Annotated in this window: 9 protein-coding genes; 3 read left to right on the top strand and 6 right to left on the bottom strand. The window is 70.7% G+C overall.

Features of this window, described 5'->3' with window-relative positions; translation table 11 throughout:
- Window positions 1-35: 35 nt before the first annotated feature.
- A complete protein-coding gene (locus tag DMB42_RS01005) occupies window positions 36-1,055 on the bottom strand; it encodes a LacI family DNA-binding transcriptional regulator (RefSeq protein ID WP_125629676.1) in 1,020 nt (339 codons plus the stop codon).
- 127 nt (window positions 1,056-1,182) lie between these two features.
- Between DMB42_RS01005 and DMB42_RS01000 the strand changes: the two genes are divergently transcribed.
- Together DMB42_RS01000 and DMB42_RS00995 are read left to right on the top strand one after the other, a co-directional pair.
- Window positions 1,183-2,436, top strand: a complete 1,254-nt coding sequence (locus DMB42_RS01000) for an MFS transporter (protein WP_125629674.1) — start codon at window positions 1,183-1,185, stop codon at window positions 2,434-2,436.
- The gene (locus DMB42_RS00995) at window positions 2,433-5,138 is read left to right on the top strand and encodes a family 78 glycoside hydrolase catalytic domain (protein WP_221761953.1); all 2,706 of its coding nucleotides are present in this window, start codon (window positions 2,433-2,435) and stop codon (window positions 5,136-5,138) included. The genes DMB42_RS01000 and DMB42_RS00995 overlap by 4 nt, the downstream gene beginning before the upstream one ends.
- A 78-nt stretch (window positions 5,139-5,216) precedes the next feature.
- On the opposite strand, the gene DMB42_RS00990 is transcribed toward DMB42_RS00995, so the two are convergent.
- The 4 genes from DMB42_RS00990 to DMB42_RS00975 all read right to left on the bottom strand — a co-directional run bounded on the left by DMB42_RS00990 (window position 5,217) and on the right by DMB42_RS00975 (window position 10,636).
- Complete coding sequence (locus tag DMB42_RS00990; RefSeq protein ID WP_125629672.1) at window positions 5,217-5,843, bottom strand: response regulator transcription factor; 627 nt, start codon at window positions 5,841-5,843, stop codon at window positions 5,217-5,219.
- Window positions 5,840-7,042, bottom strand: a complete 1,203-nt coding sequence (locus tag DMB42_RS00985) for a sensor histidine kinase (RefSeq protein WP_125629670.1) — start codon at window positions 7,040-7,042, stop codon at window positions 5,840-5,842. Before DMB42_RS00985 ends, DMB42_RS00990 begins: the two co-directional genes overlap by 4 nt.
- A gap of 5 nt (window positions 7,043-7,047) precedes the next feature.
- Complete coding sequence (locus DMB42_RS00980) at window positions 7,048-9,255, bottom strand: MMPL family transporter (protein ID WP_125629668.1); 2,208 nt, start codon at window positions 9,253-9,255, stop codon at window positions 7,048-7,050.
- A gap of 136 nt (window positions 9,256-9,391) precedes the next feature.
- Complete coding sequence (locus tag DMB42_RS00975) at window positions 9,392-10,636, bottom strand: Gfo/Idh/MocA family protein (RefSeq protein WP_125629666.1); 1,245 nt, start codon at window positions 10,634-10,636, stop codon at window positions 9,392-9,394.
- Between the two features lie 146 nt (window positions 10,637-10,782).
- Here DMB42_RS00975 and DMB42_RS00970 point away from each other — a divergent pair, with 146 nt between their 5' ends.
- Window positions 10,783-11,949, top strand: a complete 1,167-nt coding sequence (locus DMB42_RS00970) for an ROK family transcriptional regulator (protein WP_125629664.1) — start codon at window positions 10,783-10,785, stop codon at window positions 11,947-11,949.
- A gap of 81 nt (window positions 11,950-12,030) precedes the next feature.
- On the opposite strand, the gene DMB42_RS00965 is transcribed toward DMB42_RS00970, so the two are convergent.
- A complete protein-coding gene (locus tag DMB42_RS00965) occupies window positions 12,031-13,827 on the bottom strand; it encodes a discoidin domain-containing protein (RefSeq protein ID WP_125629662.1) in 1,797 nt (598 codons plus the stop codon).
- Window positions 13,828-14,114: the final 287 nt, after the last annotated feature.

Genomic DNA, 14,114 nt, shown 5'->3' with positions numbered 1-14,114 from the left:
ACTGCCGGCGTGCGGCGATCGATCGGCCGGTGGCGTCAGAGAAGGCGTACGGGGCCCGTGGACTCACGCTCGATCAACGCCGGCCGCGACACCCACTCCCGTGCCTCCGTGCGCGCCTTGATCCGCTCCAGTGCCAGGTCGGCCGCGACGCGGCCCATGGCGGTGCCGTACTGGGCGACGGTGGTGAGCGAGAAGCGCGGGTGCGAGGCGAACTGGGTGTCGTCGTAGCCCACGACAGAGACATCATCGGGCACTCGCAGCCCATGCTCCGACAGCGCCCGCAGGCTCCCGAAGGCTCCTTGGTCGGACCCGACGAACAGCGCGGTCGGCGGATCCCCCCGGTCGAGCAGCGCCGCCGTGGCCCGGTGGGTCTCGGCCTCGCTGCCACCGCAGGTCACCACCGACAGGTACGCGTCGAGCCCCAGCCGTCGCATCGCCTCACGGTAGCCGGCCTCGCGTACGGCATGCGGGCTCAGCATGCCAGGCCCGGAGACGTTGTGCGAGAGGTGAGTGATCCGCCGGTGACCCAGCGCCGCCAGGTGCTCGACGGCCAGGGCCGCGCCCGCTCGGTCGTCGTTGACGACGCGGTCGTAATGGTCGCTCGCGTCGTGCCTGGCCACCACCACCGTCGGCAACCGCTGGGCGAAGGAGTCGAGCCAGGAGGCGCGCACCTTCGGCGAGACGACGATGACCGCTTCCACCTCACGGTCCCACAGCGACTCCATGCCGGGGTTCCGCTCGCTGGTCTCGTGGTCGAACGGCGAGACGAGCATCCGGTAAGGGCCGGCGTCCAGCTCCTCGTAGACGCCGTCGAGGATGTCGGCGAAGAACTGGCCACGCAGCAAGGGGACGGCCACCCCGATGGTACGGGTGGCGGTGCGCATGGCGCGGGCGGCCTCCCGGGGGCGGTAACCGAGCTCGGCGATGGCCCGCTCGACGCGTTCGCGCATGCGCGGGCTCACGCCGTAGGCGTCGCGCAGGACTTTCGACACGGCAGCCCGTGACACTCCTGCCGCGGCGGCGACGTCGGAGATCGTGGGGCGCGAGGAACTCATGTCAGCAACATAGCGGTCCGGAACTTCCCTCTTGAAAAATGTAGATCGATCCACAATAGTCGCTTCACACAACGCGGACCGACGGCGTGCGGGCCCGCGGAACCCCCTACACGAGGTATCGACGCAGATGACACAGACGACGGCCAGGCGTGCCTGGAGGACGGCCGCGCTCGGCGGCATGGCCTCCTACATGGACGCGGCCACCATCGTGGGGACCGGCACCGCGCTGGTTCTGTACAAGCAGCAGCTCGGGCTGAGCCCGTGGATGATCGGCACGGCGTCGTCCGTCCTGACGCTGGGTCTTGCCCTTGGAGCCGTGTTCGGCGGACGGCTCGGGGATCTGCTGGGCAGGCGCAGGGTGTTCACGTACGACCTGGTCGTCTTCGTCGCCGGTCTCCTGCTGCTCGCCTTCGCCGTCCAGCCGTGGATGATCTTCGTCGGTGTGGCCGTCACCGGTCTGGCGATGGGCGCCGACATCCCGACCTCCTTGGCGCTGGTGGCCGAGGAGGCGCCGGAAGGCCGGCGTGCCAGGCTTGTCGCCTTTTCGCAGGTGCTGTGGAGTTGTGGCGGATTCGCTGCCTACCTCATCGCGTTCCTGGTCTCAGGGACCGGAACGATCGGCGCGCGGATCATCTACCTGCACGTGATCGTCGTGGCCTTGGTGGTGCTCGTACTGCGCCGGAGGCTGCGTGAGTCGGAGGAGTGGGTACGCGAGCGCGACCGGCAGCAGGCCGGCCCGGCCGAGGGCGTGCGCGGCGATTCCTGGCGGGTGCTGACGTCCAGGCCGCTCCTCGGCGCCGTCGTCGGGCTCGGCCTCTTCTACGCCGTCGGCAACCTGGTCGCCAACACGTTCGGCCAGTTCCAGACGTTCCTGTTCACCGAAGTGGCCGGAGCGCAGGTGTCGACCGCCACCCTCGTGGGGATGCTGGCCTATCCGCTCGGATTCCTCACCATCCTGATCTTCATGAAGTACGTGGACGGGCCCGCCCGGATGCTGCTCTACACGATCGGTGTCGCGATCATGGCGATCGGAACGGCGATCCCGCTGATCGTGGGGCTGAACACGGTGACGCTGATCATCCTGAAGTTCGCCATCACGATCGGCGCGAGCTTCGCCGGCGAGGTCATCTTCAAGGTGTGGTCGCAGGAGTTCTTCCCCACCCTGATCAGAGGCACCGCGCAAGGCGTCGCCATAGCCTTCACCCGCTTCGTGGCGGCGGGCTTCGCGCTGGTCACCCCGGCGATCGCCGACGCCAGCCCCCAGGCGCTGATGGTGGTGCTGCTCGCCGCCGTGCTCATCGCCGCCCTGATCGCCTGGACGTGGATCTTCCCGATGCGCCGCCGCATGCAGGCGACCGCCGACCCCGTGGCGGTCCGGTGAGCGTCGACCTGCGGCTGCACGGCATGCCGGCGCCGCGACCGCGTCTGTCCTGGCGGACCACCGAGCCGTTCGACGCCTACCGCGTCGAGCTCACCCTCGCCGGCAGGCAGCCCGTCGTCCACACGGCGGAGGGCGCCGAACAGCTCGGCGTGCGATGGCCGTTCGCCCCACTGGACTCCCGCGCCGCCGGAGCGCTGCGCGTCAGCGTCGGCAGCCGAGGCCGCTGGGGCGACTGGAGCCGGCCGCTGGCCTTCGAGACGCCGCTCTTCGGCGCCGGGGACTGGAGCGCGCGCTTCGTCTCGCCGCGGACCCTCGGCGGGGTGCTCACCGCCGCACCGCTGCTGAGCCGTACCGTGAAGCTGCCCGCGGCGGTGACCCGCGCCCGCCTGCATGTCACCGCGCTCGGGCTGCACGTGACGCGGATCAACGGCGAGCGCGTCACCGACGAGGAACTGGCGCCCGGCTGGACCAGTTACGGCCGGCGGCTGCGTTACCGCACCCACGACGTGACCGCCCTGCTCAGGCCGGGCGAGAACGAGGTCACCGCGCTGCTCGGCAACGGCTGGTACCGCGGCAGGCTCTACTGGCGCGGCGAGCGAGCCCTGTACGGCGACCGGCTCGCGCTGCTGGCGCAACTCGAGATCGAGTGCGCCGACGGAAGCACGCACCTGGTGGTGACCGACGAGAGCTGGCGGGCGCACACCACGGGCGTCCTCGCTGACGACCTCTACGACGGACAGACCACCGACCTGCGGATCGGGCGCGGCGCGGGCGAACCGGTGGATGTGCTCGACGAGCCGCTCGACCAGCTCTTTCCCGGCGACTCCCCGCCTGTTCGGCCGGTCGCCGCAGTGCCGGGCGGCATGCGGTACGCGGCCCCGTCGGGGGAGCTGCTGGTGGATTTCGGGGAGAACCTGGTGGGCTGGGTACGGCTGCGCGTGCGCGGGCGTGCCGGGCAGGAAGTCGTCGTCCGGCACGCCGAAGTACTGGAGGACGGTGAACTGGGCATCCGCCCTCTGCGCAGTGCTCAGGCCACCGACCGCTACGTGCTGGCCGGTGGGCGGACCGAGGTGCTGGAGCCGTCGCTGACCTTCCACGGCTTCAGGTACGCGGGGCTGCGTGGCGTGGCTCCCGAGGAGATCGAGTCGGTCGAAGCAGTCGTGCTCAGTTCCGACCTGCGTCCCACAGGGCATTTCCGCTGCTCGGATCCCGATGTGCAAAAGCTCCACGACAACGTGGTGCGCAGCATGCGCGGCAACTTCCTCGACGTGCCGACCGACTGCCCCCAGCGGGACGAGCGGCTCGGCTGGACGGGCGACATCCAGGTCTTCGCACCCGCGGCCGCCTTCCTGGCCGACTGCTCGTCCTTCCTGTCCTCGTGGTTGCGGGATCTGGCGGCGGAGCAGTTCGAGGACGGCTGCGTGCCGTTCGTCGTGCCGAACATCCACCACAACATCCTTCCCGCCGCCGCCGCGTGGGGCGATGCGGCCACGATCGTGCCGTGGACTCTCTACGAGCGTTACGGCGACGCCGAGGTGCTGCGCGAGCAGTATCCGAGCATGCGGGCGTGGGTGGAACGGCTGCACGCCTTCGCGGGGGAGGACGGCCTGTGGGCCGGCCGGTTCCAGTTCGGCGACTGGCTGGACCCGGCCGCCCCGCCGGACGCGCCCGGCGACTCCCGTACGGACAAGGACCTGGTCGCCACCGCGCACTACATCCGCAGCACCGACCTGCTGGCCAGGACCGCCGCCGTGCTCGGCCTGAGCGAGGACGCGCGCCGCTGCCGGGACCTGGCGGCGGAGGTCAGGCGTGCGTTCGCCTCCGCCTACGTCACAGAGCGCGGGCTGATGGTCAGCGACACTCCCACGGCTTATGCGATGGCCCTTCACTGGGACCTGCTGCCGACGCCGGAGCAGCGGGAAGCGGCCGGAACGAGGCTGGCCGACCTGGTGCGGGCCAACGGCTTCCGGGTGGCGACCGGATTCGTCGGCACGCCGCTGATCACGGACGCGCTCACCGAGGCGGGATACCCGCACCTGGCGTTCCGGCTGCTCCTTGAACGCTCCTGCCCGTCGTGGCTCTACCCGGTGACGATGGGGGCGACGACGATCTGGGAACGCTGGGACAGCATGCTGCCCGACGGCTCGATCAACCCCGGCCAGATGACCTCGTTCAACCACTATGCGCTGGGCGCGGTCGCCGACTGGTTGCACCGGCGGGTGGCCGGCCTCGCGCCCGCCGCCCCCGGCTACCGGCGGATCGAGGTCCGCCCGCTGCCGGGACATGGGCTGACCTGGGCAGAGGCCGACCTGGAGACCCCGTACGGCACTGCGGGCGTGGCGTGGCGGATCAGTGGCGGCACCCTCGTCCTCGAAGCGCGGGTCCCGCCGGGGACCGAGGCGATCGTGCACCTGCCGGGGCAGGAACCGTTCCGAACCGGACCCGGCCATCATCAGTGGAAGGCCGAGCTGCCGCCGCCGGCGTCACCGGAAGTGATCGCGGACGCCGTCGACGACGCCCGGTTGTGGGAGCGCCTGACACGAGTGATGACCGCCCATGGCGTGATCGGCGATCCGGCGGCCCTGGCCGCTCGTGGGTTGCGCCTGCCGTTGTCCGAGCTGGCCTCCGTGGTCACCCCACGTGCCACACCGGAACAGGTCGCGCGGCTGCAGTCGGCCCTGGACGAGCAACTGCGGCCGTGAGCCGAGGTCGGGCGTGGACCTACCCGCATCGGCCCGGGCGTGCAAGAACGAGCCAGGAGCTTCGTGACCTGAGCATTCTCATGGTCGGCGCAGCAGCCCTCGCTCCATGGCCCGCACGACGGCGTGCGTGCGATCGTTGACCTCCAGCTTGGCGAACAGCCGCAGCAGGTAGGTCTTCACCGTGGCTTCCGCGATGACGAGCCGGCTGCCGATCTCGGCGTTGGTGAGGCCGTCGGCCACCGCGTTGAGCACATCGAGTTCGCGTGGCGTCAGCGTCGCCTGAGCGGGTCGTCGCATCTTGGCGATCAGCTTTTCCGCCACGCGCGGAGCCAGTACGGTCTCGCCGCGTGCCGCCGCGTGGATGGCGTCGACGAGTTGCTCGCGGGTGGTGTCCTTCAGCAGGTAGCCGATGGCGCCCGCCTCGACGCCGCGCTCGATGTCGGCGTCGGTGTCGTACGTGGTGAGGATCAGCACACGGGTGCGCGGATGCCGGGTGACGATCTCGGCGGTGGTCGCGACGCCGTCCAGGATCGGCATGCGCAGGTCGACCAGCGCGACGTCCGGATCGTGCCGCTCGACCAGGGCAAGCGCCGCCCGGCCGTCGCCGGCCTCGCCGACGATGTCGATGCTGTGCTCACCGGCCAGCAGGGCGATGACCCCGGCCCGCATCACGGTGTGATCATCGACCACGATCACGCGGGTCATACCGGCACCTCGCTCTCCAGGGGAATCATCGCCAGAACCCTCGTCCCGTCTCCTGGAGAGCTGGTGACGGTCAGCTCGCCGCCCAGCTCGGCCAGGCGTTTACGCATCCCGTCGAGGCCGAACCCCGGCGGACGCCCCACGTCGAAGCCGACACCGTCGTCGGTGATCTCCAGCTCGACCTCGGCCGCGTGCCGCGCCAGCACCACGCCCACCGTGGACGCCCGCGCGTGCTTGCGGACGTTGGCCAGAGACTCCTGGGTGCAGCGCAGGAGCGCGATGCGGGTCTGCTGGTCGCAGTCGACGTCGGCGAGTTCGGCGACGACGGCGAGCCCGGTGTCCTCGGTGAAACGATCCAGGGTGCGCCTCAATGTCTGAGCCACCGTGCCCGCGGCCGGCCATCCGGGTTCGCGTGCCGAACCGACGAGTTCCCGCGCCTCGGCGAGGTTCTCCCGCGCCGTCGCCTCGATCGAGCGCAGTTGCTGCTCGCTGCGGTACGGCGCGGAGTCGAGCCCGGAGCGCGCGGCGTCGGCGAGCACGACGATCGAGGCGAAGCCCTGCGCCAGAGTGTCGTGGATCTCGCGTGCCATCCGTTCCCGTTCGTCGGCCGCGCCCTGGCGCTGGTGCGCCTGCGACAGTTGCGCCTGAGCCCGCTCCAGCTCGCCGATCAGCCGAGCCCGTTCGCGGCTCTCCTCCAGTACTTGGTGCACCCAGGTCCCGATCAGGACGCTCGCCGAGTAGACGATCAGTGTGGAGATCACGTTGGAGCTGAAGAAGTCCGCGCTCCAGCCCACCCGCAGCATGCTGCCGGCCAGCGTGCCCACCGCGCCCAGAGCGCTGAAGCCGACCGACTCCCGCCACGATCTGGCCAGCACCCAGAAGTGCGGCAACGTCACCATGAACAGGGCCGCGTACCCGTCACGGAGATAGGACAGGCCGCTCAACGACAGGACGAGCACCCACAGATAGGCGTACGGCCGCAGCACCCGGTTGCCCGGACACCTCATGACGACCGCGTAGCAGGCGGCCAGGACACCCAGCAGGACCAGGGACCAGGTCTTGTCCTCACCGGCTGGATCGAGGACCACGACGGCCGCCGTGAACAGCCCGTACAGCAGCCAGGAGACGGCGTTCCACCGCTGGAGGGCCTTGCCCCAGACGGGGGGCGTATGCCGGTCACCGGTGCTCGACCACGACGTCATGTCGCTCAACCTACTTCGGCGGCCCGGCTCTCAGGCACGTCGCCGCGGCCTCCACCGGTTCGGCCGTCCCGTGCCACGCCCCGTGACGGCCACCAGCTCAGGCGTCCCAGCAGAAGCAGCGCCGACGGCAGCGCCAGGACGCGGACGACGAACGCGTCCAGCAGCACACCGGCCGCCAGCACGAAGCCCATCTGCTTCAACTCGATCAGGTCGACGAAGATGAAGCTGACGAACACGGTCACCATCACCACGGCGGCACTCGTGACCACGCTCGCCGAAGCGGCCACGCCGTCCAGGACCGCCGGGCGCGTGGGCAGGCCGCTCATCGCCGCCTCTCGGACCCGGCTCACCACAAAGACCTGGTAGTCCATGGCCAGTCCGAAGAGGATCACGATCAGGAACAGCGGAACGCGCGACCCGATCGACCCGGTGGAGGTGAAGCCGAGCAACCCCTCGGCCCAGCTTCCCTGAAAGACCAGGACGAGAACGCCGACCGCGGAGGCGGTGGACAGCAGGTTCAGCACGACGCCGAGCAGGCCCAGCACCACCGAGCGGAAGATCAGGACCGTCATCACGAACGTGGCCAGCAGCAGGGCCCCGAGCACCAGTGGGATCCTGTCCTGCTGATGGGCGGGGTAGTCCGTGAAGCGGGCCACGTCGCCGGAGACCGCCCACTCGGCGCCCGGTATGCCGCCGACGGCCGCCGGCAGGTAGTCGTTCCTGAGGTGTGCGAGTGAGGCGAGCGCCTGCGGCGAGTCGTTGCGATACGGAACCGACAGCGCGAGGGAGCTGACACGCGCATCGGCCGACGTGCGCACGTGTGGCGTGCCCGCGAACGAGACATCGGCCCGCGTCCGCCGGATCACCTCCGCCAGCGCTCTACGCACCTGACCCGCCCGGGCGGCCTCGGCCCGTACCACGACCTGATGCGTGACCCGCATCTCGGGGAACGCGGCGACGAGCCGATCGCGAACCTGCATGGCCGGGATCTGCCGCGAGTACGTCTCCAGACTGATCTCCGTCAGCTTCAGGCCCGTCACCGGGGCGGCCAGGGCGAGCAGCGCCAGGACCGATGCGGCCAGCGTGATCGCGGGATGCCGGACGGCGGGCCTCATCAGCGCCTGCCACACCCGGCCCGGTTCCCTTCCGGCCCGTACGAGCCTGCCGCCGCCGGCCCGGCCCGTTCGGCGCGCGCCGCGCCGCTCACGCCGCCGCCCGACCAGCACCAGCACCGCCGGCAGCACGGTCAGCGAACTGGCCACCGCCACCAGCGTGACCACAATCGTGGCGGTGGCCAGCGAGGAGAAGATGACATCGGAGGCGAGATAGAGCGTCGCGCCGCAGACGGCGACGGCCAGTCCCGAGCCGGCGACCGCCCGCCCGGATGTCGCCGCGGCCAGCTCCACCAACGCCTCAGGCCCGACCCGGCCCTCGGATCGGGCGCGTTCCTCGCGCTCCCGCTTGAGGTAGAACAGCGAGTAGTCGACGCCGACCGCCATGCCGATCAAAATGATCACATTGGTGCCCACCCCGGCGTCGGGAAAGACATGTGAGGCCACCATCGCCAGGCCCATCGCCGCCGCGATCGAGGACAGCGCGAGCAGCAGCGGAATCGCGGCAGCGACCACCGACCCGCAGACCAGGAGCAGCACCACCAGGGTGACGGGCAACGCGATCGCCTCCGAACGCGCCAGGTCCGCGCCACGCTGGGCGTTGACCCCCTTGCTGATCGAGGGAGCACCGGTCTCCTCGACACGCAGATCCGGGTGGCGCGCCTGCACCGCCGCAGTTTGCGCGATCAGCGGATCCACCAGCTTCTGCGCGCCCAGCTCCGGCCCACGCATGGTCACCCTGACCACGATCGCCCTGCCGTCCGCGGACCGTACGGGCGCCGCCACACTCTCCACCCCGGGCAGTCGCTCCATCCGCGCCTTGATCTCGTCCGCGGCCGCCTGCCCGGCCGAACCGGCAGGATCTCCGTTCCGCCGGGAGATCAGCACCTGCTCCTCGGGCTTGCGCTGCAGCCCTCCTTCGGCCGCCATGGCCTCGGCACGCCCCGCCTCGCCCACCCGGTAGTCCTTGGTGGTAGCGCTGTTGGTGCCGACCGCCATGCCGATGATCAGGCACAGAACCACGAACCCCAACCAGGAAACAAAGGCACGCCAAGGGTGGCGGGCGCTCCAGCGCGCCGCGCGTACAGCCAGTTCGCTCATACGAAGAGCGTTGCGGAATGGCAGGTGTCACCGGGAGCATCGTCCGGTCGTACCTGCTGTCCACCCAACGGTGGACAGCAGGTACGACCTCAGTACGGCCCGCTCAGGCGCCTGCTCGCTGTCACCGGGAGCGTCGTCACAGGGCCTCCACGCTCCTGCTGTGGCGGGCCCGCTCGGCGGCCCAGACGACCAGGTGCCCGGCCAGCGCATCGGCCGGCCCGGCGCCGAGCGCCGCCTGGTCCCCGTCGGTGACGGCGTCGATGAACGCCCTGACCAGGCCGCCGTCGCCGCCGCCGTGGCCGTCGGCCAGGGACGCGCCCGCCGCCGTCCCGGTGTCGATCGTCTCCTCGGCGCCGGTCACGAAGTCGACGACCCTGATGTCATGTCCGTCCCCTTCGGCGTACCCGTGGGTGCCGAAGATCCGGGTCTTGCGGTGCTCCAGCGGCGTGAACGCCGTCATGGTGAACGACGCGGTCGCGCCCTTCGCGAACTCCATCGTGACGACCTGCTGGTCGACCACGTCGTTGTCGCAGTCGTAGACGCAGCGGCCGTACGGGCCGCTCTCCAGCGCGCGCGTGACGCCCGCCTCGGTGGCGTCGGAGGTGACGGCGCCGAGCGGCCAGAACTCCCGCCGCGGATCACCGAGGCAGCCCAGGTAGAGCCGCTTGGCGGAGTAGGGGCAGTCCGGCTCGACCGCGCAGCTCACGCAACGCGTGCTCGCGCCCTCCGGGCGGTTCTCCGGCCGGAAGTGGGTCAGCGAGCCGAAGGACGACACCGCGACCGGCGCCTCGCCGAGGATGTGGAGCAACCAGTCGATGTCATGACAGGACTTGGTCAGCAGCATCGGCCCCGACTCGGCCGCGCTACGCCAGGAACCCCGTACGAAGGAGTGGGCCATGTGCCACCAGCCAACCGGCTCCAGGTGCTGCACGCTGGAGATCGTGCCAAGCCGGCCGCTGTCCAGGAGCTTCTTGAGCACCCGGGTGTAGGCCGTGTAGCGGAGCACGTGACAGACCGCGAACACGACGCCGCTGCGCTCGACCGCCTCGACGATGCGGCGGGCCTCCGGCTCGGTCGGCGCCATGGGCTTCTCCAGCAGGATGGCGTAACCGAGCTCGGCGAAGGCCACGGCCGGCTCGACGTGCAACCGGTCCTGGGTCGCGATGACCACGGCGTCGGCGAGCTTCGGCACGGCGGCCAACTCGTCCCACCCGGTGAAGCAGGCGCTGTCCGGCAGGCCGTGTTCGGCGGCCATCTTGGCCCGCCGCGCCGGGTCCGGGTCGGCCACGGCCACGACCCGCGCGCGGCCGTCCGCGGCGGCGGCTCCGGCGTAGATCTGGCCGCGCGCGCCGGCCCCGACGATGGCTATAGTCACTGTCATTCGCAATGCTCCCTTATTATGGTTTCCATAGATAGTCATGAAAACGGCGTCGCCGTCAAGATCTCTCGCCGCAGGACGATCGAGGTGGAAGCCATCGAGGCTTCAGCGATATAAGTCAGAGACCATTGATAGTGAGGAGCGATACCGTGCAGGTCAGTGGTGGGGACCTTCAGCGGCTGCGCCAGCTGAACTCCCTGAGCAGCATCCGCGCCCTGCGTGAGGCGCGCGATCCACTGACGCTCACCGAGCTGTCCGCCCGGACGGGGTTGTCGCGGGCCTCCGTCGGCGACGTCGTCACCGATCTGGAGCAGCGCGGCTGGATCGCCGAGGAACGGCCCGCGCCCGGCGCCATGGGCCGGCCCGCCAAGCGCTACCGCTTCCGCACCGACGCCGGTCACGTGCTCGGCATCGACGTGGGCGTCCACAAGGTCCTGGCCGTGATCACCGACCTCGCCGGCCGGGTCGTGGCCAGCGGGCGAGTCGCCGTCGACCGGCACACCGCCCAGCGGGAGCGGCTGGAGGCCGTGTGGCGGGCCGTCGACGCCGCGCTCATCGCCGCCGGCCTGACCGTCGCCGACATGTGGGGCGTCACCGCGGGCACCACCGGCGTCGTCAACCGCGAAGGGCTCGTCACCCGGGTCAACGACCTGCCCGACTGGCCCGGTGTCGACCTCGTCGGGCATCTCGGGCAGCGGCTTCCCTGCCCGATCGCCATCGAGAACGACAGCAAGCTCGCCGCCCTCGCCGAGCAGCGGCTCGGGGTGGCCGCCGGGGTCCAGGACCTCGTCTACCTGCACGTCGGCCGCCGGCCCGGTGCCGCGCTCATCATCGGCGGACGCCTTCACCACGGGTTCAGCGGGGCCACCGGCGAGGTCGGGCTCATGGAGATCACGGGCTGGAGCACCATGGCCGGGCGGCTGGAGAGCGGCGCGACGGCCGAGGGGGCCTCGCCGGAGGAGGCCGCCCGGCTGGTCTTCGGCGCGGCCCGCGGCGGCGACCCCGACGCCCAGGCCGCGGTGGACGCCTACGCCCGCCATCTCGCGCTCGGCACCGCCGCGATGGTGCTGACGCTGGATCCCGAACTGGTCGTGCTCGGCGGCGGCTTCTCCCGCTCGGCCGACGTGCTGCTGCCCGCGCTGCGCCGGGCGCTCGAACCGCACTGCGTGCGCGTGCCCGACGTCCGGCCCTCGACCCTCGGCGAGGAGTGCGTCGCGCTGGGCGGGGCCTGCCTGGCGCTGGATCATGTCGACGATCGTTTCTTCTCCCCGGCGGGCTCCATCTCCAGCCCCGCCGCCCCGCAGCGCCTCACCTGAAACGCCGCCCCACCTTCTCCCCGGCCGCACCGGGGGCCGCCGGCCGGGCGGGGGGAAGCTGCCCGGCCGGCGCCACCGGCGTCAGGACTTCTCGTACGGGATGATCTCGGCGAGGGCGGAGGCGCCGCCGATGCCATAGTCGGAGCGGAGCCTGATGTAGCGTGCCGAAACGCCATCGAGGCTGACGTCGTTGGGCGCGGTCATGCGCGGCCAGTTGACGGCCTTGACGTCGCGGAAGGCGACACCGTCGTCGCTGACCTGCACCATGCCTTCGAGGATGGTGCCGTTCATGTTGGTGCGCAGCTTGGGCTGGAACCGTACGGCCGACAGCTGCCTGACCCGGCCGAGGTCGACGGTGATGGTGTGCGGCTGGGCGGGCACCTCGGGGTAGTTGGAGTGGAAGTCGGTCGTCAGCTTGCCGTCGACGGCGTTGCGCGGGTCGCCGACCCCGGGCTTGAAGGTGCTGGCGGTGGCCTTGAGCTCGGCGGGCGGGACGCGGCGGCCGGCGGGCTCCGTCGGCCAGATGTCGCGTCCCTTGCCCGGCTCCTCGCTGACGGGCTCCCGATCGGGCCCGGTCCCCTTGCCGCGGATCAGGATGTCGGTGATGACGGAGCCGTGGTCGGAGTAGAAGGGGTACGGCCGGTCGAGCGGGGTCTGCTGGTGGCGGGGAAGCCGCCGGGTGTCGGCCCGCGACCCCAGGATACGCACGTCCTCGCCGCGGGCGAAGACGTAGTCGATCCGGCCCGGAATGGCGCCCATACCGTGATACGGGCTCCACGTCCGGCCTGGGTAACGCCCGGCGTCGGGGTTGGCGTACCGGAAGGTGTCCATGAAGCCGGCGTCGGTGTACAGCTTGGTGTACGGCCACGGGAGGACCACGCCGCCGTGGCCGGGGGCGTCGGCGAACTGCTCGCTCCAGTCCAGGTGCGACTGCGCGTTGAGGTCGCCGCCCATGAGCACGGGGGAGTCGTCGTCGCCGATGTACGACGGGATCGCCTTCTCCAGGATGGCCTTGCCCATGGCGACCCTGCGGAAGTTGTCGTCCTCCAGGATCTGCTCGTCGGTCTTGGTACGGGGCAGGCCGTGGGTGTTCTGCACGGCCGCGTCGTGGGTGTCGCCGTAGGCCCAGCCGTCGTGCCAGGTCCACAGGCTGAAGGCGTTGACGTGCTTGCCGTTGGGCAGGCCGAGGCGGGCGCCGCCGATGTTGAAGGAGTCGATGTCCGCGTCGGCGTAGCGCGGATACACCTTCTCGACCTTGAGCTTGGTGTAGAGCCACAGGTTGTCGCCGTTGACGCTGTAGTCCTCCGGCGTGGTGAGCTGCGTGCCGGTGAACCGGTCGCCCTCGGACCGTCCGGCGTTCAGTCCGTCGAGGATCTTCTGCCCGGACCCGTACCCCTCGACCACGAAGAGGATGTCGGGGTTGACCTCGTTCATGTAGTCGATCATCTGAGCGAGGTTCTCGCCGGTCTTCTCCTGGCGATCGAACGTGCCGCCCACGAACAAATTCCACGACATCAGCCGCAGTGGCACGCCCACATGCTTGGCCGGCATGGAGGTGACGGAGACGTCGACCGTGACCTCCTTGCCGGGCAGCGTGAACGGCCGGGTGCGTACCTGCCCCTCGCGGCTGTACATGGTGTCCCGCGCCCACACCTGGTCACCGCTCCTGACGGTGGTGACGTACTCCTCGACCTGGTTGGGCCGCGCCTTGCCGGTGGCCACCACGGTGCAGGTGCTGCCGGGGCCGCCCGTGCCGTCGCACTCCAGACGGTGGCTCGGCTTGTTCCCGCGGTCGGCCGCGGCCGCGGTGGTGTTCGTGGCGGCGAGCAGCCCGGTCAAGGCCACGGCGACGGCCAGGGACGGGGTTGAGAAGCGCATGAAGCATTCCCTTCGCGGGGGTCTCAGGGCATGGAAGGAGAGCTCGTCGGCTGGGCGGGTGAGGGGGTTGGGCGGCGCTCAGTTGAGTCGCGCGGGTCGTCCGGGCGGCCTTGAGATCGGCTGCCGGGACGCGTCACCGGCGCCCGCGCCTCCGGCCAGGCGCCTCGTGCGAGGCGGGGGTACGGCTGGCCGGCGCATGGTTGGTCACCACTATTTACAGACTCCATGGGAAGTTTGTCGAGCTACGACCTCTCCTGTTCGGGATCATCTCCACATTAAGCCCGCGT

The organism is Nonomuraea sp. WAC 01424, from assembly GCF_003947315.1.
GTDB lineage: Bacteria > Actinomycetota > Actinomycetes > Streptosporangiales > Streptosporangiaceae > Nonomuraea > Nonomuraea spiralis.
Note: the sequence above shows the minus strand (reverse complement) of the source record. Positions and strands in the feature narration are given on the sequence as shown.